Raw genomic sequence first — 22,615 nt, 5'->3', positions numbered from 1 at the left:
ATGGCGACACTGAGCGATCGGCTCGACCACATTCTCGGGGCCAAGGCGGCGGCCTCCCTGGCGGACGCGTTCGACATGCAGACCGTCGAGGATCTGCTGCGGCACTACCCCCTGCGGTACGCGACGCAGGGCCAGCCGCTCACCGAGGAGGCGCCGGAGGACGGTTCGCACATCACCGTCATCGGACGGATCACCAAGGCCGAGCTGCGTCCGATGCGCAACCGCCGCGGTTCTCTGCTGAAGGTGGTGCTCGACACCGGCTCCGGTCGCGGCGTCGACGTCACCTTCTTCAATGGCGACAAGGTGAAATACGTTGTTCGCGAAGGCCTGCGCGCGATGATGTCGGGCACGGTGAACTACTGGCGCCCCGGGCAGTGGAATCTCAGCCACCCCGGCTACCTGATCCTGCCGGAAGCCGAGGACGACGCCGCGTCGGTCGGCGCGCTGACGAAGGTGCGCGGCGGCGGTGACCTGCGCGGTCTCGCGGAGAGCGCGAAAGGCGCGGGGGGCGTGGACACCTCTTTCATGGAACGCGAGTTCATCCCGGTCTACCCGGCGACGGCCAAGGTGCAGAGCTGGGACGTGCTCGCGTGCGTGCGTCAGGTGCTCGATCAGCTCGATCCCATCGAAGATCCGCTGCCGGAGGACGTGCGGGCCGAACGGGCCCTGCCGAACCTGTCCGACGCGCTGCGCCTGATCCATCTGCCCGAACACAAGTCCGACATCGATCAGGCCAAGGACCGGCTGCGCTTCGACGAGGCGCTGGCTCTGCAACTGGTGCTGGCCGAGCGCAGGCACGAGGTCTCCGGACGCCGCGCTCGCGCCTGCGCGCCGCGCGCCGACGGCATCGCCGCCGCGTTCGACCAGCGGTTGCCTTTCGACCTGACCGCCGGGCAGAAGCAGGTCGTGGCGGAGATCTCCGCCGATCTGGCCCGCGAGCAGCCGATGCACCGGTTGCTGCAAGGTGAGGTGGGCTCCGGGAAGACGATCGTCGCCCTGCACGCCATGCTGCAGGTGGTCGACGCCGGCCTCCAGTGCGCACTGCTCGCCCCGACGGAGGTACTGGCCGCGCAGCACTACCGGTCGCTGCGCGGCATGCTCGGCGAACTGGGCGCCGCCGGCGAATTGGGCGCGGCCGACAACGCCACCCGCGTGGTGCTGGTGACCGGGTCGATGTCGGCCGCGGCCAAGAAGGCGGCGCTGCTGGAGGCGGTGACCGGCGAGGCGGGCATCGTGATCGGCACGCATGCGCTGATCCAGGACAACGTCGAGTTCTTCGACCTCGGCATGGTCGTGGTCGACGAGCAGCATCGTTTCGGTGTGGAGCAGCGAGATGCTCTGCGCGCCAAGGCGAAAGCGGGTGCAAGCCCGCATCTGCTGGTGATGACCGCCACCCCGATCCCACGCACGATCGCCATGACCACCCTCGGCGATCTGGAGACCTCCACGCTGACCGAACTGCCGAGAGGCCGCTCGCCGATCGTCTCCAAGGTGGTGCCGCGCAGGCAGCACCCGAACTGGGTGGATCGTGCCTGGGAGCGGATCGTGGAGGAGGTCGCCGCGGGACGTCAGGCGTACGTGGTGTGTTCGCGCATCGGCGAGGACGAAGAGACGGCGGGCAAGTCCCGCAATGGACGCTCGAAGTCCGGCGACGGCGAGAAGGAGGCCCCGAACACCCAGGCGGTGCTGGACGTGTTCGAGATGCTGCGCGGCGGGCCGCTGTCGGGCGTGCGGGTGGGCCTGCTGCACGGCCGACTGCCCGCCGACGAGAAAGACCAGGTGATGCGCGCGTTCAACGACGGATCGGTGGACGTGCTGGTGTGCACCACGGTGGTAGAGGTCGGTGTGGACGTGCCCAACGCGACGGTGATGGTGATCGTCGACGCGGACCGGTTCGGCGTCAGCCAGTTGCACCAGCTGCGTGGCCGGATCGGCCGGGGCAAGCACCCTGGATTGTGCTTGCTGGTCACGGATGCCGCGCCGGGCGGGTCCGCGATGGCGCGCTTGGACGCGGTGGCCGCCACCACCGACGGCTTCGAACTCGCGGTGCTCGACCTGCGTACCCGCCGCGAGGGCGACGTGCTCGGCGCCGCGCAGTCCGGTACGGCCCGTTCGCTGCGGCTGCTGTCGCTGCTGGACGATCTGGAGGTCATCACCGCCGCTCAGGAATTCGCCCGGGCCGTGGTGGCATCCGATCCCGGGCTGCGCAGGCATCCCGGTCTCGCGGGGATGATGCACGCCGCCGTCGATTCCGAGCGCTTGGAGTACTTGGCCAAGTCCTGACACCGGCTGTGCCGGTTTATCGGTCGAGCTGTTCGTGCGTGTGATGGCCGGGAGCCGCTCGGCTCCCGGCTTCCTCATCAGACCGCGGCGGTTTCCGCGGCGGACGTAGTGGGTTCGGCGTCCCCGCGCGCGTTGACGGTCCGCAGCCCCACGATCGCGGCGGCCACCGCGATGACGCCGCCGACGAACAGCGCCCGGCCGAAGCCGGCGTTCAGGGCCTCGATCGGCGCGTGACCGGCCGCGAGTCGCGTGTCGGTGTGCGAAGTCGCGATGGCGGTGAGCACCGCGAGACCCAGCGCCCCGCCCACTTGCTGCCCGGTGTTGAGCAGGGCGGCGGCCAGACCGGCCTGCTCGGGTGGCACGCCCGCGTTCGCCGCCGTGGTGTTCGCGACGAAGACCGCGCCCGCCCCCACCGACAGCACCAGCATGCCCGGCAGCAGATCGGTGAGGTAGGAGCCGTCGACGGACATGCGCGACAGAAGCAGCACCCCCAGCCCGCACAGCAGTGACCCGAGCACCGTGAAGATCCGGGTTCCGGTCTTGGCGAAGTATTTCGTCGCCAGCCCTGCGGCGATGCCGATCGTGCAACTCACCGGAAGATACGCGACCCCTGCCTGGAATTCCCCGTAGCCGAGCACCGTCTGCATGTACAACGTGACGAAGAAGAACATCGACAGCATGCCCGCGGCGATCACCAGATGCGTCAGATTGGCCGCGGCCAATCCACGCACACCGAAGATCGACAGCGGGACCAGCGGGTCCGCCGCGGTGCGCTCGTTGGCGACGAACGCGACGAGCAGCGCTGCCGCGATACCCAGCACACCGATCGTGCGCGCGTCGCCCCACCCGTATTCGGGCGCCTTCACCAGTCCGAACACGAGCGTCATCAGGCCTGCGGTCGCCAGGACCGTCCCCAGCACGTCGAACCCGCGCCGGATGTCGTTGCGCTGATCGTCCGGGATCAGCAGGGGGATGGTCACCAGAACCAGTAGGCAGACCGGCGTGTTCACGTAGAAGACCCAACGCCAGCCCGGCCCTTCGGTGATCACCCCGCCGAGGAACACGCCGGCCGCCGACGCCAGTCCGGCCGCGCCGCCCCAGACTCCGACGGCGGTGTGGCGATCGGAGCCCTCCCGGAAACTGGTGGTGAGAATCGACAGTGCGGCAGGCAGCATCAGCGCGGCGCCGATCCCCTGGGCGAATCGAGCCCCGATCAGCGGGCCGCTACTGTCGGCCAGTCCGCCGAGCGCGGAGGACAGACCGATGATCACGGTGCCCGCGATCAGGACGCGGCGGCGTCCGAGCAGATCGGCCAGCCTGCCGCCGAGCAGCAGCAATCCGCCGTAGGTGAGCAGGTATCCGCTGGTGAGCCACTGCAGCGTGGGCACCGACATGCCGAGTTCGCGCTGAATGGTCGGCAGCGCGACGTTGACGATGGAACCGTCCACGAAATCCAGGAAGGCCACCGTGCACAGCAGTGCCAGCAAGAGTTTGCCGCGGCGGGTCGCCAAGGACGACGGTGTTTCGGTGGGTGCGCGCACTCCTATTTTCCTCTCTCGAGACGGACGAACCTTGTCCTCCGTTGCGAACCGAGAGCGACGGCATCCGGTGGATGTGACACGGCGACGCGCAGGCGAGAGGCAGATCACAATTCGGGCACGCACGTCACAGAACGCGGCGCTGCCGCGCTCCTATCCGTGAGACCGGAGGAGACCGATGACCGAGACCGCGGACGAAGCCGCCACACGTGTGTTCGCCGACCACAGGGAGTTGCTCTTCTCGATGGTCTACTCCATGCTCGGCAGTGTCGCCGACACCGAGGACGTGTTGCAGGAGACCTGGCTGTCCTGGGCCGCGCGCCTACGCGACGGCGGTGCCGAAATCCGGCATTCCCGGGCATATCTGGTGCGCGTCGCGGTCAACCACGCGCTGGCCCGGCGGGCGGCGATCAATCGGCGGAGGGAGACCTACGTCGGCCCGTGGCTGCCCGAACCGCTGGTCACCGACGGGGCGAGCGGATATCTCGTCGAAGACGCGGCGCAGGGCGCGCTGCGCGCCGAGTCGGTGTCCATGGCCGTGCTCGTCGTGCTGGAGACGCTGACCCCGCTGGAGCGCGTGGTGTTCGTGCTGCACGAGGTGTTCGGCTATCCGCACGCCGACATCGCCGAGATCCTCGGCCGCGCGCCCGCCTCGATTCGCCAGCTCGCGCATCGCGCAAGGGAGCATGTGCACGCTCGGCGGCCACGGTGGCGGGCCGATCCGCACACGCAGCGGCGGGTGACCGAGAAGCTCCTCGCCGCACAGCTCGACGGTGATCTTGCCGGACTGCTGGAACTGCTCGCGCCGGACGTAGCGTTCTGGTCCGACGGCGGCGGAAAGCGGCAGGCCGCGCTGCGGCCGATCTACGGCAGGGACAAGGTCGCTCGCCTGATCGTCAGCCCGGCCGTGCGCCGTCACGTGCCCGACCTCGGTGTCGCATACCGCTTCGTCAACGGCGACGCGGCCGTGCTGATCTTCTCCGCGGGCGCGCCGTTCGCGGTGGTCGTGCTCGACATCGACGTGCCCACCGAGCGGATCGGGGCGATCTACGCCGTGACCAACCCGGACAAGCTCACCAGGATCGGTACCGGTCAGCGCCCGAGCCGTGGATAGGGCAGGTCGGTGCTGGTGTGCTCGGCTACCGCCAACGGGCTGCCGATGTGCGGGAAGGCGCGCTGCGGGCACGCGGGACGCTCGCACACCTTGCAGCCCGCGCCGATCGGGACCGCGGCGGCCGGGTCGTCCAGCGGCAACCCGGCCGAATACACCAGGCGGTCGGCGTATTCGATGTCGCAGCCGAGTCCGATCGCGAAATTCTTCGCTGCCGCGCCGAACCCGTGCGGCGCGACCGCCGCGGTACGGGCGACCCAGAGATAGCGGCGGCCGTCCGGCATCTCCGCCACCTGGGTGAGGATGCGGCCGGGATGCGAGAAGGCTTCGTGCACCACCCACAGCGGGCAACTGCCGCCGACCCGGGAGAAATGGAACGCGGTGGCGGACTGACGTTTGGAGATGTTGCCCGCGCGATCGGTGCGGACGAAGAAGAACGGGACCCCGCGCTGGCCCTGCCGCTGCAAGGTGCTGAGCCGATGGCAGATGGTTTCGAAGCCGACCTCGAAACGCAGGCCGAGCAGGTCGATGTCGTAGCGCAGCTCCTCTGCCGAGCGCAGGAATCGCCCGTACGGCAGCACCAGCGCGCCCGCGAAGTAATTGGCGAGTCCGATGCGCGCGAGCGTACGGGATTCGCCACTGAGCGAAGGGGTCTCGGCCAGTACGGCATCCAGCTCGGCCCCGTAGAGCAGCAAACCGAGCGTGGTGGCGATCTGGAAGGCGCGCTGGCCGGGCCGCAACCGCCGGGCCAGCGTGAGCGTCCGGCTCGCCGGGTCGTAGTGCCGTTTCGGGACGCTCGGGTCGGCGCCGTCGCCGCGCACCAGAACGGTGACTCCGGCGCGTTCCTCGGCGATCCGGGCGAGCTGGCGATCGAGCGAGCCGATGGTCAGCCCGTGGTTCTCGAACAGCTGCTCGGCGGCGATGTCGAGCTGCGGTATGTGGTTGTGGTGGTCATAGAAGAAGTCGCGCACGTCCTCGTAGGGCATGGGCACCCCGGGCGCGCCCGCGGGTGCGGACACTCGCGCCGACAACAGGTCGAGCTGATCGGTCGCGGCGCGTAGTCGGCGATGCATCGCGACGACGATCCTGGCGACCTCCGGCTGCCGGGTCGCCAGCTCCTCCACCTCGGTCAGCGGCGCGGTGTGCCCGCCCGCGGCGTCCACCAGCACTTCGTGCAGGTCGGACACGAGGCGCGCGTCCGAATCGGCGGCGAAGAACTGGACGTCGAGGTCGAAGGTGGAATTGAGTTTCAGCAGTACGGGAATGGTGAGGGGGCGCTGGTCGCGCTCGAGCTGGTTGAGGTAGCTCGGCGACAGATCCAGCGATTTCGCCAGAGCCGCCTGAGTCATTCTCCGCTCTTCACGCAATCGCCGAAGCCGGGCGCCCGCATACATCTTGCGCACCTGCACGATGGTAGCTGCGATTATTCGCAATCATCGCAAGAACGCGCGCTATTACCCGCCAATGTACGATTTTTCGAGGTGTTCAGCATCGTGTCCGATCTGCGTAGCGTGCGAAGAGAGGGGGCGTTCGCTCCGCACGTCCGCCGCGAAACCCTCGATCACCCGGTGCCTGGAACGGGCGCCGCGGACTGCGAAAGGGATCGTCTGTTGGGGGGCCTCAGTTCTCGTCCAGGATCACCGCCTATTGCCGGGCACGTCCCCGTAGGCGCGGGCGGCTGTCGATCGCCCCTTCCCTACCGAACGATTGCTTGGTTGAATCGAGGGCGGCGGCACTCCGCCCTTCGGTAGCAGGAAAGCGAGTCAAGCGAATGCCCGATCCCGACGAACTCGTGCGCGCGATGTGCCGAAGCTGGTCCGACCCCGATCCGGATCGAATCAGCGCGTACTTCGCCGAGGACGCCGTGTACCACAACATCCCGATGGAACCCATCGTCGGCCGCACCGCCATCCGCGATTTCATCGCGGGCTTCCTGACCACCTTCGACTCCATCGACTTCGACATCCACCACCAGATCGCGGCAGGGGGCGTGGTGATGAACGAGCGCACCGACACCCTGCACTCGGCCGGACGCGCGACCCCGCTCCCGGTCATGGGTTTCTTCGAAGTCGCCGACGGCGCCATCACCACCTGGCGCGACTATTTCGACATGGCCGCCATCAATCGGGCCTTCGGACTGTGAGGCTCGGCCGCCACCGATGTCCGTGGCGAAACACGGCGCGGGTGCGGGAACCGATTGGAGGATGGGCGCGTCGAAGTAGGTAAGCCGGAAAGACGGTGTCGTGGTCGACATGTGAGGAGGGGTAGCCGGTGGAACGTTGTTCGGGGTGTCATACGGCGTGGCGGCGGGGGATGCGGGCGCGGGCGCGGGAGTTACCGGTGACGCGGCGGGAAGAGCCGTGTGATCGGTACACCTCGCGGCGGCGGCAGCCGCCACGGCCGGAGCCGGAATCCGACTGAGGCCGTCGATGTTCGGTGCCCCCTTCGTCAGGCTCCTCGCCCGGAATCCTGGAAGGGGGCACCGATCTTCGATCAGGCGGGCAGGGTCACCGCACGGCCGCCGCCGCGGCGACCATGTTGCGCAGCGCGGCTTCCACCTCCACGCGGCCCCTGGTCTTCAACCCGCAGTCCGGATTCACCCAGAGCCGTTCGGCAGGAACCGCCTTCAGTGCCGCGCGCAGCGCCGTGGTGAGCTCGTCCACACTCGGCACCCGCGGTGAGTGGATGTCGTACACGCCGGGGCCTACGCCGAGGTCGAACCCCGCCGCGTTGAGGTCGTCGAGTACCTCCATGTGGGAGCGCGCCGCCTCGATCGATGTGACATCGGCGTCCAGCCCGGCGATCGCATCGATCACCTCGCCGAATTCCGAGTAGCACAGGTGGGTGTGGATCTGCGTCGCGTCGGACACCCCGGAGGTCGCCAGCCGGAACGACCGCACCGACCACTCCAGGTACGCGGCCTGATCGGCCGCGCGCAGCGGAAGCAGCTCACGCAGCGCCGGTTCGTCGACCTGGATGATCCGGATGCCCGCCTGTTCCAGATCCACGGTCTCGTCCCGGATCGCCAGCGCCACCTGCCTGGCGGACTCGCCGAGCGGCTGGTCGTCGCGTACGAACGACCACGCCAGAATCGTCACCGGGCCGGTCAGCATGCCTTTCACCGGCTTGTCGGTGCGCGACTGCGCGTAACCGATCCACTCGACGGTCATCGGCTCGCGCCGCGCGACGTCTCCGAACAGGATCGGCGGCCGCACGCAGCGCGTCCCATAGGACTGCACCCACCCGTGTTCGGTCGCCGCGAACCCGTCGAGTTGCTCGGCGAAGTACTGCACCATGTCGTTGCGCTCCGGCTCGCCGTGCACCAGCACGTCGAGTCCCAGCTCCTCTTGTAGCGCGATGACGTCGGCGATCTCGGCGCGCATCCGGCGCGCGTACTCGGCCTGGTCGATCTCGCCCTTCCGTAGCGCGGCTCGTGCCTGTCGGATAGCCGAGGTCTGCGGGTAGGAACCGATCGTCGTGGTCGGCAGCGCGGGCAGCCGCAAACGGTCCCGTTGCAGTTCCCGGCGTTGTTCGGCGGGAGCGCGGCGGGTGGCGTCCGGCCCGAGCGCGGCCAGCCTGGCGCGCACCCGCGGATCGTGCAGCCGTGAATCCGACCTCCGCGAGGCCAGCGCCGCACGCGCCGCGGCCAAGTCGGCCGCGATCGCCTCCGTGCCTTCGTTCAGTCCCGTCGCGAGCAGGCGCACTTCGGTCACCTTCTCCGCCCCGAACGCCAGCCAGGACCGCAGCCGCTCGTCCAAGCGTGTCTCCGCCGCCAGGGTGTAGGGCACGTGCAACAACGAACACGAGCTCGAGACCGCTACGTGCGCGGCCGAGCCCAGCAACGTACCGAGGGTGGCCAGGGCGCGGTCGAGATCGGTGCGCCACACATTGCGACCGTCCACGACCCCCGCGACGACCAGCTTGCCCGCCAGCGCGGGCACGGACGCCACCGCGGAGACGTCGGTCCCGGCGGTGAAGTCGAGGGCTACTCCTTCTATACCGGTGCCCGCCAGCGCGGTGAGCGCGGCATCCGGCTGCCCGAAATAGGTCGCCACCAGGATCGCCGGACGATCGGTGGCATCGGCGAGTTCGTCGTAGGTGATCTGCACCAGGCCGATCTCCTCCGCCGTGAGGTCGGTGACCAGCACCGGCTCGTCGATCTGCACCCACTCAGCACCGGCGACGGCCAGTCTGCGCAGGAGTTCCCGATACAGCGGCAGCAGCTCGATGAGCCGCGCGAGGGCGGGTCCGCCGGTCGCTTTGGCCAGCTTCAGGAAGGTGATCGGGCCGATCACCACCGGCCGCGCGGGCACGCCGAGCTCGAGCGATTCCCGCACTTCCGCCAGCAGCTTGTCCGGGTGCAGCGAGAACGCGGTCTGCGGACCGATCTCCGGAACCAAGTAGTGATAGTTGGTGTCGAACCACTTGGTCATCTCCAGCGGCTCGACAGTGTCGGTGCCGCGCGCGGCGGCGAAGTAGCGTTCCAGCGGGTCCGCGATCCCGGCGACCCGTGCGGGCAGCGCGCCGAGCAGGACGGCGGTGTCGAGCATCTGGTCGTAGTAGGAAAACGTGCCGACCGGGATCGAGTCCAGTCCCGCGGATCGCAATCCGGTGAGCTGGGCCTGCCGCAGGTCGCGCGCTACGGCGTGCAACTGTCCGGCGTCGATCCCACCTGCCCAATAGGCTTCGGTGGCCCGCTTGAGCTCACGCCGGGGCCCCACTCGCGGTAGCCCGAGAACCGTTGCGGTGAACGGCTTTTGCTGTGCAACAGTCACGATGTTTCTCCATTGCCGAGGACGAGAAGCCATCGCCGTACGGGCAGGCGGAGACCTGCGACATGCCGGTGATATCCCGGCGAGGAGCCCGACACGTCAGCTGGTGATCCGCACGCCCAATCCACGAGGCGGTGGCCGCCGGGTACGGCGTACCCGGCACGGCTGGCAGGTCTTCGGACTCGCGGGCACCGGCCGGGGGACCGGCATACGCCGGGGTGCTCCCCGATGGCCGACCTACTGGCCGTCGCTTCCCGAGTCGCGAAGCTTTCCGACTCCGCTGAACTCAGTGCCTGGTGACGGCGGTCGTTCCTGCATACCGCTGCGGGACAGTCCCGGATTCCCACCGGGTTCCCTCTCACCCGCCGTGACGTCGCCGCCCGGGCGGGCTCGACTCCGTCGCGCGACGTCGGGGCTCCATCTCGTCGCACTGCGGTGAACCAGCTGCCCCCTCAGCATAGGACGCGGCGGGCCCGAGCGGGGCGACCGGCCCGCGACAGAGCGCCGATGGCCGGGACATCAGCGGCTCGGGCACGAGGTGGACGCTGCGACCCCGAACCTTCACCACCGCCCCCCGAGCCGGAAGTCGGCGTTCGGACAGCACACCGGTTGCCGGCGCGCCGCCCATGTGTCGGCGCGATGAACGCAACTTCGCAACGGTGTTAGTCGGCGTTGTGAAGAGGTTTACGAAGGGGGATTGCGTGTCGGTGCGGTTCACGCAGCCGGGTACCTTAGTTCAATGTTCTCGAAAGTCTTGGTTGCCAACCGTGGCGAGATCGCCATTCGAGCCTTCCGCGCGGCTTACGAACTCGGCATCGGGACGGTCGCCGTGTTCCCCCACGAGGACCGCAATTCGGTCCACCGGTTGAAGGCGGCGGAGTCGTACCAGATCGGGGAGCCCGGCCATCCGGTGCGGGCTTACCTGTCGATCGAGGCGATCATCGCGGCGGCCAAGTCGGCGGGGGCGGACGCGATCTATCCGGGCTACGGGTTCCTGTCGGAGAACCCGGACCTGGCGGCGGCCTGCGCCCGCGAGGGCATCACCTTCATCGGCCCGTCGGCCGAGGTGCTGGAGCTGGCGGGGAACAAGGCGCGCGCCATCGAGGCCGCCAAGGCCGCAGGCCTGCCGGTGCTGCGCTCGAGCGCGCCCTCGTCGGACGTGGAGGAGTTGCTGGCCGCGTCGCGGGAGCTGGAGTATCCGATCTTCGTCAAGGCGGTCGCGGGCGGCGGCGGGCGCGGCATGCGCCGGGTCGCCGCTCCCGAGCAGCTGCGCGAGTCGATCGAGGCGGCGTCGCGGGAGGCGGAGTCGGCGTTCGGTGACCCGACGGTATTCCTGGAGCAGGCGGTGGTGAACCCACGCCATATCGAGGTGCAGATCCTCGCCGACCGGCACGGCAACGTCATGCACCTGTTCGAGCGGGACTGTTCGGTGCAGCGCAGGCATCAGAAGGTGATCGAGCTCGCGCCTGCCCCGAATCTGGATCCCGCGCTGCGGGAACGGATCTGCGACGACGCGGTCGCCTTCGCCCGGCAGATCGGTTACTCGTGCGCGGGCACTGTGGAATTCCTGCTGGACGAGCGCGGCAACCACGTCTTCATCGAGATGAACCCGCGAATCCAGGTGGAGCACACGGTCACCGAGGAGATCACCGATGTGGACCTGGTGCAGTCGCAGCTGCGCATCGCCGCGGGGGAGACGCTCGAGCAATTGGGTCTGAGCCAGGACGCGGTGACGATCCGGGGCGCGGCATTGCAGTGCCGGATCACCACCGAGGACCCGGCCAACGGCTTCCGTCCCGACACCGGGCGCATCACCGCCTATCGCACGCCGGGTGGCGCGGGTATCCGCCTCGACGGCGGCGCGAACCTGGGTGCGGAGATCGGAGCCTACTTCGACTCCATGCTGGTCAAGCTCACCTGCCGTGGCCGCGACTTCGGTGCGGCGGTGGCGCGGGCGAGCCGGGCACTGGCGGAATTCCGCATCCGCGGTGTGGCGACCAACATTCCCTTCCTGCTCGCGGTACTGGACGATCCCGACTTCAAGGCGGGCCGGGTCACCACCTCGTTCATCGACGAGCGCCCGCAGCTGCTGACGCTGCGCCGGTCCGCCGACCGCGGCACCAAGATCCTCGACTACCTGGCGGATGTCACCGTGAACAAGCCGCACGGTGAGCGGCCGACCACGATGTATCCGCACGAAAAGCTGCCCGGGATCGATCTGAGCGTGCCGCCGCCGGACGGCTCCCGGCAGCGGCTGCTGCGGCTGGGACCGGAGGGTTTCGCTCGGGCCTTGCGTGAGCAGAAGGCGGTCGGCGTCACCGACACCACGTTCCGGGACGCGCACCAGTCGCTGCTGGCCACTCGCGTGCGCACCAACGGCCTGCTGGGTGTGGCGGGGCATGTGGCGCGGCTGACCCCGGAGTTGTTGTCGGTGGAGTGCTGGGGTGGGGCGACCTACGACGTGGGGTTGCGGTTCTTGTACGAGGATCCGTGGGAGCGGTTGGCGGCGTTGCGGGAGGCGATCCCCAACATCTGCCTGCAGATGCTGCTGCGTGGCCGTAACACCGTCGGTTACACCCCGTACCCGGAGGCGGTGACCCGAGCGTTCGTGTCCGAGGCGACCGCGACGGGTATCGATATCTTCCGCATCTTCGACGCCCTCAACAACGTCGACCAGATGCGCCCGGCCATCGACGCGGTGCGCGAAACGGGCACCGCCGTCGCCGAAGTGGCGATCAGCTACACCGGGGACCTGTCGAATCCGGACGAATCGCTCTACACCCTGGACTACTACCTGAAACTGGCCGAGCAGATCGTCGACGCGGGCGCGCACGTGCTGGCGATCAAGGACATGGCCGGACTGTTGCGCGCTCCCGCCGCGACCACACTGGTTACCGCGTTGCGCCGCAATTTCGATCTGCCGGTGCACGTGCACACCCACGACACCCCGGGCGGGCAGCTGGCCACCTACCTGGCCGCCTGGCAGGCCGGCGCCGACGCGGTCGACGGCGCGAGCGCCGCGATGGCGGGCACCACCAGCCAGCCCGCGCTGTCGGCGATCGTCGCCGCGGCAGCGCACAGCGAGTACGACACCGGGTTGAACCTGCAGAACGTCTGCGATCTGGAACCGTACTGGGAAGCGCTGCGGAAGGTGTACGCGCCGTTCGAGTCCGGGCTGCCCGCGCCTACCGGCCGGGTCTACACCCATGAGATCCCCGGCGGGCAGTTGTCCAACCTGCGTCAGCAGGCCATCGCGCTCGGCTTGGGTGACCGGTTCGAGGAGGTCGAGGCGAAATACGCCGCAGCCGACCGGCTGCTGGGCCGCTTGGTGAAGGTCACCCCGTCCTCGAAGGTCGTCGGCGACCTGGCGTTGGCGCTGGTCGGCACCGATGTTTCGGTCGAGGACTTCGCCGCCGACCCCGGCCGCTTCGACATCCCGGACTCGGTGATCGGGTTCCTGCGCGGTGAACTCGGCACTCCTGCCGGTGGCTGGCCCGAGCCGTTCCGCAGCAAGGCGCTTGCCGGGCGCGGCGCGGCCAAACCCGAAACCCCGTTGACCCCGGCGGACGAGAAGGGGTTGGCCGGTAGCTCCGAAGAGCGGCGCGCGACGTTGAACCGGCTGCTGTTCCCCGGCCCCACCGCCGAATTCCTCGCCCACCGCGAGAAGTACGGCGACACCTCCGGCTTGTCGGCCAACCAGTTCTTCTACGGCCTGCGCCGCGGCGAGGAACACCGGGTGCAACTGGAGAAGGGCGTCACCCTGCTCATCGGCCTGGAAGCCATCTCCGAACCCGACGAGCGCGGCATGCGCACGGTGATGTGCATCCTCAACGGGCAGCTGCGTCCGGTCTCGGTGCGCGACCGGTCCATCGCCAGCGAGATCCCGGCCGCCGAGAAAGCCGACAAGACCAACCCGGGCCACATCGCCGCGCCGTTCGCCGGTGTCGTGACACTCGCTGTGTCCGAAGGTGATTCGGTCGCCGCGGGCGACACCATCGGCACCATCGAAGCCATGAAGATGGAAGCCGCGATCACCGCGCCCCGCGCGGGCACCGTCGGCCGGGTCGCCATCGGCGCCGTGCAACAGGTCGAAGGCGGCGACCTGCTCATCGAGCTGGCGGTACGGGAGTCGTCCGCCGGATGACGCGGATCGTCGCGGGTACGGCGGGCGGGCGGCGCCTTCGAGTGCCGCCGTCCGGCACCCGACCGACCTCCGACCGAGTACGGGAGGCGCTGTTCAGCGCGTTGGACGCCCGGCTGGACTTCGCGGGCGCGCGCGTCCTGGACCTGTACGCGGGGTCCGGCGCGCTCGGGCTGGAGGCGCTCTCGCGTGGCGCCGAGCACGCGTTGCTCGTCGAGTCCGACCGCAAGGCGGCCGCCGTGGTGCGCGGCAACATCGCCGACCTGGGGCTGCCCGGCGCCGAACTGCGGGTCGCGACGGTGGCCAGTGTGCTGCGGCTGGGCGGGGCGGGCGGCTTCGACGTCGTGTTCTCCGACCCGCCCTACGCGGTGGACGACGCTGCCGTGCTGGCCGACCTGCACGCACTGACCGAGCACGGTTGGCTGCGTCCGGGGGCGTTGGTCGTGCTGGAGCGTTCGTCGCGCTCGCCCGAAACGGCTTGGCCCGCAGGCTTCCTCCCGGCCAAGTCGCGCCGGTACGGCGAAACCCGGATCGATCTCGCGGAGTTCGATCCGGACGGGTAGGCGCGGTCCGGCCCTGCGTGCCGCGCGGGGCTCGCCCTGCTAGCGTCGGCTCATGGCAGGAGCACTGTGCCCCGGATCGTTCGACCCCGTGACCTATGGACACCTCGACGTCTTCACCCGGGCAGCGGCCCAGTTCGACGAGGTCGTCATCACCGTCATGATCAACCCGAAGAAGCAGGGCATGTTCACCGTCGAGGAGCGCATGGAGATGCTGCGCGAGTCGACCGCGCACCTCGGCAACGTCCGGGTGGAGTCATGGCAGGGGTTGACGGTCGACTTCGCGCGGGAGCAGGGCATCACCGCGATCGTGAAGGGCCTGCGCGACGCGGGCGATTTCGGCTACGAACTGCAGATGGCGCAGATGAACAAGAAGCTCTCCGGCGTGGACACCTTCTTCATCGCCACCAATCCGTCTTTCAGCTTCCTGTCCAGCTCCCTGGTCAAGGAGGTAGCCGCGTACGGGGGCGACGTCAGCGACATGCTGCCCCCGTCGGTGCACAAGCGCCTGGTCGACCGGCTGGCCGAGCGTAAGAGCTGATACCCGGCGCGAAGGCGAGAGCCCGCGCCGGACCCTAGAACACCAGGCCGCGCAGGGCGAGGAAGCGCATGCCACCCACGGCCGCGGTGATCGCCAGGACGGCGGCGGCCTGGGCGGTGTCCCCGAGGCCGGGCGCCCACACGCCCAGCGAGGCCAGCGCCGCGGTGGTGATGCCCAGACCGACCAGCGCGAGTCCGCCGCCTTCCCACTGTGCGGTGAACCAGCCGACGCGGCCCGCGGCGTGGAAGGTGAGCTGACGGTGCAGTTCGTTGGCGATCACGGTGCTGACCACGGAGCCCACGACGTTGGCGACCAGCGGTCCGACGCCGTGCATGGCGAAGAACAGCAGGACGTAGGCGACGTTGCTGGAGCCGCCGACCAGCGCGAACCGGATCAGCTGGGCGAAGGCGCGGTCGCCGCGCAGGTAGTGGGCGAGCTGTCCGAACCTGGTCGCGACCGATGTCCTCGGCAGCACCGGGTAGAGATTGGCCCACGGCACGAAGAAGCTGGTGGCGCTCACTGCCGCCGGTCGCGGTAGTTCCAGAACAGTCATCGTCTTTCCGATCCGAACATCAGCCTTCGGCGGGGACAACAGCGATGGTGGTCGCTTGCTTCCACCGTCGACTCTCGGCGGGTTCCGTTCGTGGCGCGCGTTCGGCGTTCGCTGACTGTCGGAGCCTGTCGACACTCGACGGCGGGTTGTCCACACCTCCGGCTTCCTCGTCCGCGGTCGGGCATGGCCGCGGTTGGTGCTGAAGATCTTGATCCGACCTTCCAGAAAAATGTAACACGAAGCGGAGAGGCGGTCTCCACTTGACTTGTGTGGCGTGCGAGACACTGGCACGACACACCGGAAAGTGACTCGGCACGAGCCGTGACGAGGGGCACACTGGGCTGCGGGCGGAGAGTTTCGCCGTGAGTCCGCAGGAGGGTAGTGAGCATGTATCGCGTATTCGAAGCGCTCGACGAACTGGTCGCCATCGTCGAAGAGGCGCGCGGCATCCCCCCGACCCGCAGCTGCATCGTGCCGCGCGGCGACGTGCTCGAACTACTCGACGACGTCCGGGACGCGCTGCCCGGCGAACTGGACGACGCCCAGGACGTGCTCGACCATCGCGACAAGATCGTCTCCGATGCCAGGACCGCGGCCGAGGCCACCGTGACCGGCGCGAACGACCAGGCCGAGCGCACGATCAGCTCGGCGCGCGAGGAAGCCGATCGCATCCTGGCCGACGCCAAGGCCCACGCCGACCGGATGGTGGCCGAGGCGAGCGCACACGCCGATCACCTGGTCGCCTCCGCCCAGGAGGCGGCCGATCGCGTGGTGGCCGACGGCAACGCGGAATACGAGGCGGTGACCGGCCGGGCGCGGATCGAGTCGGAGCGGATGATCGAGGCGGGCAAGGCCGCCTACGATCGCTCCGTCGCCGAAGGTCTCGCCGAGCAGGAGCGGCTGGTCGCCCAGACCGAGGTGGTCCGCGCCGCGCACGCCGAATCGGCCAGGGTGATCGATGCCGCCCACGCCGAAGCGGATCGCCTGCGCGAGGAATGCGACCACTACGTCGACTCCCGGCTGGCTGATTTCGAGGAGACGCTGGCCAGCACGCTGCGCACGGTCGGGCGCGGGCGTCACCAGCTGCGCACCGGGGCGGGAGTGCCCGACTACGCCGACGAATTCCGCAGGTAGCGCTACGCGGCGATGATCAGCCGCGTTTGGGTGGGCGCCACCCGGTCGCGTATTGTTGGGTGGTTGCCCATATCCCCTCGATCGTGAGTGAGTTCGTGATGTCCGCCGGTTCCGGTTCCGCGTCGCGTCCCCGATCGGCCAAGCGCCGGTCGCCGGACGCGGCTTTCGTGCTGGACGCCCGCAGCCTCGGCCGCAGGGCCGGGACCATGCGCGAGCTGCGCCGCACCGTCACCACGCAGGAGCGGATCGGTTTGGATCTGATCGCCGTTCCCGTGGGCGCGCAGGTGGAGCTCGACCTGCAGTTGCAGGCGGTGTCCGAAGGAGTGCTGGTCACCGGGACGGTGGCCGCGCCGATCGAGGGGGAGTGCTCGCGCTGCCTCGAGCCGTTCACCGGCGAGGTCGCCGTGCGGCTGACCGAGCTGTTCGCCTATCCGGACAGCACCACCGAGCAGACCACCGAGGACGACGAGGTCCACCGCCTGGTCGACGACCTCATCGACCTCGAGCCCGTCGTGATCGACGCCGTCGGGCTGGAACTGCCGCTGCAGCCGTTGTGCACGCCCGATTGCGCGGGACTGTGCCCGGAATGCGGCGTCCGGATGGCGATTGCGGGATCCGAGCACCGGCATGAGATACTTGACCCTCGCTGGGCCGGGCTGGCTAACTTCGCCTCCGGATCGCCCGGCACCGGCAGCCCCGACGACGGTGCGGCCGACCGAGACCACTGAGCAAGACCGATCAGCCGAACCGGCAGAGCAATCAGACAGAGGAGAAGTAGTCGTGGCCGTTCCCAAGCGCCGGATGTCCCGTTCCAACACCAGGTCGCGGCGCAGCCAGTGGAAGGCCACCGCGCCGACCCTGATCACCTGCCCGAACCGCGCTTGCGGCGAGAAGACGCTGCCGCACATCGCCTGCCCGTCCTGCGGCACCTACAAGGGCCGCCAGGTCACCGCAGCGGTCTGATCGTTCGACCTGTCGTAGCGACGTGACCGACGAACCCGACTCGTCCGGTGAACACGCGAGCCTGCTCGCAGCGCTAGGCGTCGACCTACATCCGGATCTGCTGCGTCTCGCGCTGACCCACCGGTCGTACGCGTACGAGAACGGCGGTCTGCCGACGAACGAGCGTCTCGAGTTCCTCGGCGACTCCGTGCTCGGCCTGAGCATCACCGAACGGCTGTATCACGAGCATCCCTCGAAAAGCGAGGGCGAGCTGGCCAAGCTGCGCGCGAGCGTGGTGAACATGCGCGCGCTCGCCGAAGTCGCCCGCAGCCTCGGCGAGGGCGGCCTCGGTGCGCACCTGTTGCTCGGTAAAGGTGAGGAACTCACCGGTGGCCGGGACAAGGAGAGCATCCTCGCCGACGGCATGGAGTCGTTGCTCGGCGCCGTGCATCTCGAGCACGGCATCGAGGTGGCGCGTGCCGTGGTGTTGCGGCTGTTCGCCGAGCTGCTCGAGCGCGGCCCACGGATGGGCGCAGGCCTGGACTGGAAGACCAGCTTGCAGGAACTCACCGCCGAGCGTGGTCTCGGTGTGCCCAGTTACGAGATCACCTCGACCGGGCCGGACCACGACAAGGAATTCACCGCCACCACGGTGATCGGCGGACGGGCATACGGGCAAGGCGTCGGCCGGTCCAAGAAGGAAGCCGAGCAGAAGGCCGCGGGGGCCGCCTACGAGGCGCTGACCGCCGAAAGCTGACGTGCCCGAACTTCCCGAGGTCGAGGTCGTACGCCGCGGGCTGGCCGAGCATGTGGTCGGCCGGGTCGTCGAATCGGTGGCGATCACCCATCCCCGCTCGGTGCGCCGCCATCTCGAAGGCGCCGCCGATCTCGCCGCGCGGCTGACCGGCCTGACGGTCGAGTCGGCCGAGCGGCGCGGCAAGTTCCTCTGGCTGACTTTCGACGACCCGGAAGCCGCTTTGGTCGTGCATCTGGGCATGAGCGGTCAGATGCTGGTCCAGCCCGCCGACGCGCCGCTGGAGAAGCACGCGCACATCCGCGCCACCTTCGGCGATGGCACCCAGTTGCGGTTCGTCGACCAGCGGACCTTCGGCGGCTGGGCGCTCGCGCCCCTGGTCGAGGTGGACGGCACCCTGGTGCCGGAGCCGGTCGCGCACATCGCCCGCGATCCGCTGGATCCGCGTTTCGACATCGAAACCGTGGTCGCCGTCATCCGGGGCAAGCAGAGTGAGATCAAGCGTGTCCTGCTCGATCAAGGCGTCGTCTCCGGGATCGGGAACATCTACGCCGACGAGGCGCTGTGGCGCGCCGGAATCCACGGTGGCAGGCCTGCCTCGGGGCTGTCGCGGCCCGCGGTGCGCCGGTTGCTCGCCGAAGTGAGCGCGGTGATGGGCGAAGCGCTCGCGGCGGGCGGCACGTCGTTCGACGCACTTTATGTGAACGTCAACGGCCAGTCGGGCTACTTCGAACGGTCCCTGGCCGTATACGGTCGGGAGAACGAGCCGTGTCGCCGGTGTGGTGCGCCGATCATCCGGGAGCGGTTCATGAACCGCTCGTCCTACTCCTGCCCGCGCTGCCAGCCGAAGCCTCGCCGTCGCTAGCTCGCGCGAGCTACCGTTTCCTCAGGGCGGTTCGGAATGTCACCCCGACCGTGAGGAAGGAAGCATGCGCAAGCTCACCTATTACGTCGCGTCGACCATCGATGGATTCATCGCCACCGAAGAGGGCTCGGTCGACTTCTTCCCGGTCGGCGGTGATCACGGTCCGTCGATCAACGCGCAGTACCCCGAAACCCTGCCGACCAAGGTGCGCGAGGCGATCGGGGTGGAGGAGCGCAACTGCTACTTCGACACGGTACTGATGGGACGCAAGACGCACGACTTCGGCGTCCGCACCGGCACCTCCAGCCCCTACTCGCATCTGCGGCAGTTCGTCGTCTCGACCACTCTGCCGGAGAGTCCCGATCCGGCCGTCGAGCTGATCTCCCGGGATCCGGTCGAGAAGGTCCGTGAACTCAAGCGGGAGAGCGGGCTGGGCATCTGGCTGTGCGGCGGCGGCGAACTGGCGCAGGTGCTGCTGCCGGAAATCGACCAGATCTTCCTCAAGCTCTATCCGATCGTGCTCGGCCGGGGCCGGGCACTGTTCGGCACCGGGTCGCGGCTGCCGGAACCGGCCAAGTTCCGGGTGATCACCAGCACGGTGTTCGAGGACGGGGTGGCCTTCGTGAAATACAGCCGGGTGCGATAGCACGTGCCCGACCCGGATCCCAGTGGTATACCGGACCGCGCCACGGCGCCCGGTCCGGAGGCGGCGCTGCGGGAGATCGGTTTCTGGTTGGAGCGCTCCCGGGCGGAAACCCACCGGGTCAAGGCCTACCGGCGCGCCGCCGACGTCGTCGCGGGATTGTCCGCCGACGAGCGCGAGGCGCGCCGGGCGGCGGGCAACTGGACCGAGCTCACGGGCATCGGTCCCAAGACCGCGGCCGTGATCGAGCAGGTCTACGCGGGTGTGGTGCCGCGCTACCTGGCCGAATTGCGCGCTGCCGCGCAGCCGATCGGGGCGCCGGGCAAGCCGTTGCGGGAGCGTCTGCGCGGTGATCTGCACACGCACTCGAACTGGTCCGACGGCGGCAGTCCGATCGAGGAGATGATGCGGGTCGCGTCCGCGCTGGGGCACGAATACTGTGCCCTGACCGACCATTCGCCGCGCTTGACCGTGGCCAACGGTCTGTCCGCCGACCGGCTGCGCAAGCAACTGGACGTGGTCGCCGAACTCAACGACCGGATGGCGCCGTTCCGGGTCCTCACCGGCATCGAGGTGGACATCCTCGACGACGGCGCCCTCGACCAACGGGCGGATCTGCTCGCGCGGCTGGATATCGTCGTGGCCAGCGTCCATTCGCGTCTGCGCGACGACAGCGCGACCATGACCAAGCGCATGGTGCACGCGGTCGCCGACCCGAATGTCGACGTGCTCGGCCACTGCACCGGCCGCCTGGTCGCGGGTGGACGCGGCACCCGACCGGAATCGACGTTCGACGCCGAGGTGGTGTTCGAGGCGTGTCGCACCTACGGCACCGCCGTGGAGATCAACAGCAGGCCCGAACGACTCGATCCCCCTTCGCGATTGCTGCGTCTGGCCGCCGAGATGGGTTGTCACTTCTCGATCGACACCGACGCGCACGCGCCGGGACAACTCGACTGGCAGGGGTACGGGTGTGAGCGCGCGCTCGCGAACGGCGTTGCGGCGGAACGGGTGATCAACACCTGGCCTTTGGCGGATCTGCTGGCCTGGACTCGCGAGAGCGTATGACCGAGGGGTTAACTGTTGCCGAACAGTTCGACTCTCGGTGTGCCGGAAGGTGATCGGCGCCGAGAATGAGGGCATATGGATTTCTCGGGGAGTGGGATCATCTGGTGGGCGACTGGCCGCTCGACACCGTTCTGGAACTCATAGGTACCGCGGCGGCGGTGGTAGCCCTCCTCGTAGCGGTCGCCGCCTTCCTGCGTGAGTTCGTCTTCGCCGGGCGTAAACGGCTCGGCTACCGGGTACAGATGGATACGCCGGTCACCGGCGAGATCGAGTCCCGATTTCCCGGTGTGCTCACGCAACTGCGTCCCGCCGCCGACGGAGCGACCCCGGACCTGAAGGACGTCTCGGTCGTCCTGGTGCGCATCGAGAACGCGGGCATCACCCGGATCGACACCGAGGACTACACGGCGCCGACCGCTCAGATCGGTCTGCACCTGCACTTCGCACAGCGGCGGGTGATCGGCATGGCGGTCAACGAGCTGAGCGACCCTTCGTCGCTGGCCGACCACCTCGGCCGCAACTCCGGCATCGACGTGCGCGAGGAGAACGCCGGCGGCCCCACCGGCGTGATCGATCTGCCGAAGGTGCCGCTCGGCAAGAGCGATCACTACAAGATCCTGGCCATCCTGGAACGCTCCGGCGGCACGGGGAACTATCCGGATCCGGTGCTGCGCGGCGGCATCAAAGGCGGCAGGATCATCGAGACCCGGGCGGGCACTTCCCGACGGCTGGTCGTGTTCACGGTGGCATTGGTGCTGGTCATCGGGTTCCTGCTCGTGGTGGTCTGGCGGGAGCCGTCACCGACGCCGATGGAATGCGAGTCGGGCAAGCTGACCGTGATCGGATCCTCGGCGTTCGGCCCGGTGCTCCGGGAGGCGGCCGAGCAGTACCGAAAGCGTTGCACCCGGGCGGATTTCGCCTTCGAATTCGAAGGGACCGAACGCGGTCTGGACCGGTTGGCCGAGCAAGGCACGGGGAACTCCGGGCTGCTGGCCATCAGCGACGGTCCGAAAGGCGCCGGTTATCCGGCACTGGTGTACCGTCCGCTCGCCTTGTCGCTGTTCACCATGATCGTCCATCCCGACGTCGGGGTCCGGGGCCTGACCGTCGCGCAGATCCAGGATCTCTACCGGGGCAAGATCGGCAACTGGCGTGAGGTGGGCGGCCCGGATCTGCCGGTAGTGCTGGTCAACCGCATACCGGGTTCCGGTTCGCGAAACACGTTCGAGCGCAGGTTGCTCGACGGCACGCAGCCGGATCGCTCGCACGTCAGCTGCACGGCGCTGAAGGGCACGGTCACCGCCGCGCTCACGCACTGCGAAGTGCAGGTGACGGCCGACATGAGCAAAGCGGTGGCCGACATCCCGGGTGCCATCGGCTATTCGGAGTTCTCCGAGGCTGTCGAGGCGAAGCTGCCGACCCTGGCCATCGACGGTGTGAGTGCAGGCCGGGACGCGGCTGTCCACCGCACCTACCCCTTCTGGGGCGTCGAGTACGCCTACAGCAACGGCGAGTTGCCCGGAGACTCGCTGGCAGCGAGCTTTCTGCACTTCCTGACCGATCAGATGGGCAAAGAAGTGCTGCGCGCGCACGGCAACGCCCCGTGCGCCGACCTGCCCGATCCCGGCCGGTGCCTGCCGGATCAATAGCCGGCGGCCCGTACCCCCACCCCCGCAGCACGGCGGAGTCGCGTCGCCTCGGCACCGAGAT

Annotated in this window: 18 protein-coding genes and 1 riboswitch; of the genes, 14 read left to right on the top strand and 4 right to left on the bottom strand. The window is 68.8% G+C overall.

Translation table 11 applies throughout. The features are described 5' to 3' along the window. Positions 1 to 2,283 carry an ATP-dependent DNA helicase RecG gene (recG, locus tag M8859_RS01980; RefSeq protein ID WP_195070430.1) on the top strand — a complete coding sequence of 761 codons (2,283 nt, stop codon included), beginning with the start codon at positions 1 to 3 and terminating at the stop codon, positions 2,281 to 2,283. 77 nt (positions 2,284 to 2,360) lie between these two features. Here recG and M8859_RS01975 read toward each other — a convergent pair whose 3' ends face one another. Beyond that, the gene (locus M8859_RS01975; protein ID WP_249643644.1) at positions 2,361 to 3,824 is read right to left on the bottom strand and encodes an MFS transporter; all 1,464 of its coding nucleotides are present in this window, start codon (positions 3,822 to 3,824) and stop codon (positions 2,361 to 2,363) included. 175 nt (positions 3,825 to 3,999) lie between these two features. Between M8859_RS01975 and sigJ the strand changes: the two genes are divergently transcribed. Continuing rightward, positions 4,000 to 4,935 (top strand): RNA polymerase sigma factor SigJ, encoded by a 936-nt coding sequence (gene sigJ / locus M8859_RS01970; protein ID WP_249643643.1) that lies wholly within the window; start codon positions 4,000 to 4,002, stop codon positions 4,933 to 4,935. On the opposite strand, the gene M8859_RS01965 is transcribed toward sigJ, so the two are convergent. Continuing rightward, complete coding sequence (locus M8859_RS01965; protein ID WP_195070432.1) at positions 4,914 to 6,335, bottom strand: short-chain fatty acyl-CoA regulator family protein; 1,422 nt, start codon at positions 6,333 to 6,335, stop codon at positions 4,914 to 4,916. The genes sigJ and M8859_RS01965 overlap by 22 nt on opposite strands. A gap of 368 nt (positions 6,336 to 6,703) precedes the next feature. On the opposite strand from M8859_RS01965, the gene M8859_RS01960 reads away from it, so the two are divergent. Continuing rightward, a complete protein-coding gene (locus M8859_RS01960; RefSeq protein ID WP_159919996.1) occupies positions 6,704 to 7,075 on the top strand; it encodes a nuclear transport factor 2 family protein in 372 nt (123 codons plus the stop codon). Positions 7,076 to 7,439: 364 nt separating this feature from the next. On the opposite strand, the gene metE is transcribed toward M8859_RS01960, so the two are convergent. Further along, positions 7,440 to 9,710, bottom strand: a complete 2,271-nt coding sequence (metE, locus tag M8859_RS01955) for a 5-methyltetrahydropteroyltriglutamate--homocysteine S-methyltransferase (RefSeq protein WP_372492831.1) — start codon at positions 9,708 to 9,710, stop codon at positions 7,440 to 7,442. Between the two features lie 144 nt (positions 9,711 to 9,854). Further along, positions 9,855 to 10,085, bottom strand: a riboswitch (cobalamin riboswitch). Between the two features lie 358 nt (positions 10,086 to 10,443). On the opposite strand from metE, the gene M8859_RS01950 reads away from it, so the two are divergent. The 3 genes from M8859_RS01950 to coaD are packed head-to-tail and all read left to right on the top strand — an operon-like array spanning position 10,444 to position 14,946. Then, the gene (locus M8859_RS01950; protein WP_249643641.1) at positions 10,444 to 13,848 is read left to right on the top strand and encodes a pyruvate carboxylase; all 3,405 of its coding nucleotides are present in this window, start codon (positions 10,444 to 10,446) and stop codon (positions 13,846 to 13,848) included. Next, positions 13,845 to 14,408: a 16S rRNA (guanine(966)-N(2))-methyltransferase RsmD gene (gene rsmD / locus M8859_RS01945; RefSeq protein WP_195070434.1), complete on the top strand. Its 564-nt coding sequence runs from the start codon at positions 13,845 to 13,847 to the stop codon at positions 14,406 to 14,408. The genes M8859_RS01950 and rsmD overlap by 4 nt, the downstream gene beginning before the upstream one ends. A gap of 52 nt (positions 14,409 to 14,460) precedes the next feature. Next, positions 14,461 to 14,946: a pantetheine-phosphate adenylyltransferase gene (gene coaD, locus M8859_RS01940; protein WP_159919988.1), complete on the top strand. Its 486-nt coding sequence runs from the start codon at positions 14,461 to 14,463 to the stop codon at positions 14,944 to 14,946. A 34-nt stretch (positions 14,947 to 14,980) separates the two neighbouring features. Here coaD and M8859_RS01935 read toward each other — a convergent pair whose 3' ends face one another. Further along, positions 14,981 to 15,499: a GtrA family protein gene (locus tag M8859_RS01935; protein ID WP_195070435.1), complete on the bottom strand. Its 519-nt coding sequence runs from the start codon at positions 15,497 to 15,499 to the stop codon at positions 14,981 to 14,983. Between the two features lie 387 nt (positions 15,500 to 15,886). On the opposite strand from M8859_RS01935, the gene M8859_RS01930 reads away from it, so the two are divergent. The 8 genes from M8859_RS01930 to M8859_RS01895 all read left to right on the top strand — a co-directional run bounded on the left by M8859_RS01930 (position 15,887) and on the right by M8859_RS01895 (position 22,554). After that, complete coding sequence (locus M8859_RS01930; protein ID WP_159920344.1) at positions 15,887 to 16,633, top strand: DivIVA domain-containing protein; 747 nt, start codon at positions 15,887 to 15,889, stop codon at positions 16,631 to 16,633. 98 nt (positions 16,634 to 16,731) lie between these two features. Beyond that, on the top strand, positions 16,732 to 17,361 hold the full coding sequence (locus M8859_RS01925; RefSeq protein ID WP_195070561.1) for a YceD family protein: 630 nt from the start codon (positions 16,732 to 16,734) through the stop codon (positions 17,359 to 17,361). 52 nt (positions 17,362 to 17,413) lie between these two features. Continuing rightward, entirely contained in the window at positions 17,414 to 17,596 is a 183-nt protein-coding gene (rpmF, locus tag M8859_RS01920; RefSeq protein WP_014987105.1) for a 50S ribosomal protein L32, read from the top strand. 22 nt (positions 17,597 to 17,618) lie between these two features. Beyond that, positions 17,619 to 18,332, top strand: coding sequence for a ribonuclease III (rnc, locus tag M8859_RS01915; RefSeq protein ID WP_249643640.1), 714 nt, complete (start codon positions 17,619 to 17,621; stop codon positions 18,330 to 18,332). Position 18,333: 1 nt separating this feature from the next. Further along, positions 18,334 to 19,194 carry a bifunctional DNA-formamidopyrimidine glycosylase/DNA-(apurinic or apyrimidinic site) lyase gene (gene mutM, locus M8859_RS01910; RefSeq protein WP_195070436.1) on the top strand — a complete coding sequence of 287 codons (861 nt, stop codon included), beginning with the start codon at positions 18,334 to 18,336 and terminating at the stop codon, positions 19,192 to 19,194. A 64-nt stretch (positions 19,195 to 19,258) separates the two neighbouring features. After that, a complete protein-coding gene (locus M8859_RS01905) occupies positions 19,259 to 19,840 on the top strand; it encodes a dihydrofolate reductase family protein (protein WP_159919982.1) in 582 nt (193 codons plus the stop codon). A gap of 3 nt (positions 19,841 to 19,843) precedes the next feature. Next, entirely contained in the window at positions 19,844 to 20,905 is a 1,062-nt protein-coding gene (locus M8859_RS01900; protein ID WP_223512592.1) for a PHP domain-containing protein, read from the top strand. 65 nt (positions 20,906 to 20,970) lie between these two features. After that, complete coding sequence (locus M8859_RS01895; RefSeq protein ID WP_249643639.1) at positions 20,971 to 22,554, top strand: PstS family phosphate ABC transporter substrate-binding protein; 1,584 nt, start codon at positions 20,971 to 20,973, stop codon at positions 22,552 to 22,554. Positions 22,555 to 22,615 lie beyond the last annotated feature (61 nt).

The sequence above is a fragment of the Nocardia sputi genome, from assembly GCF_023501985.1.
The sequence above is the reverse complement of the archived record's forward strand: the minus strand, read 5'-3'. Positions and strand labels throughout refer to the sequence as shown.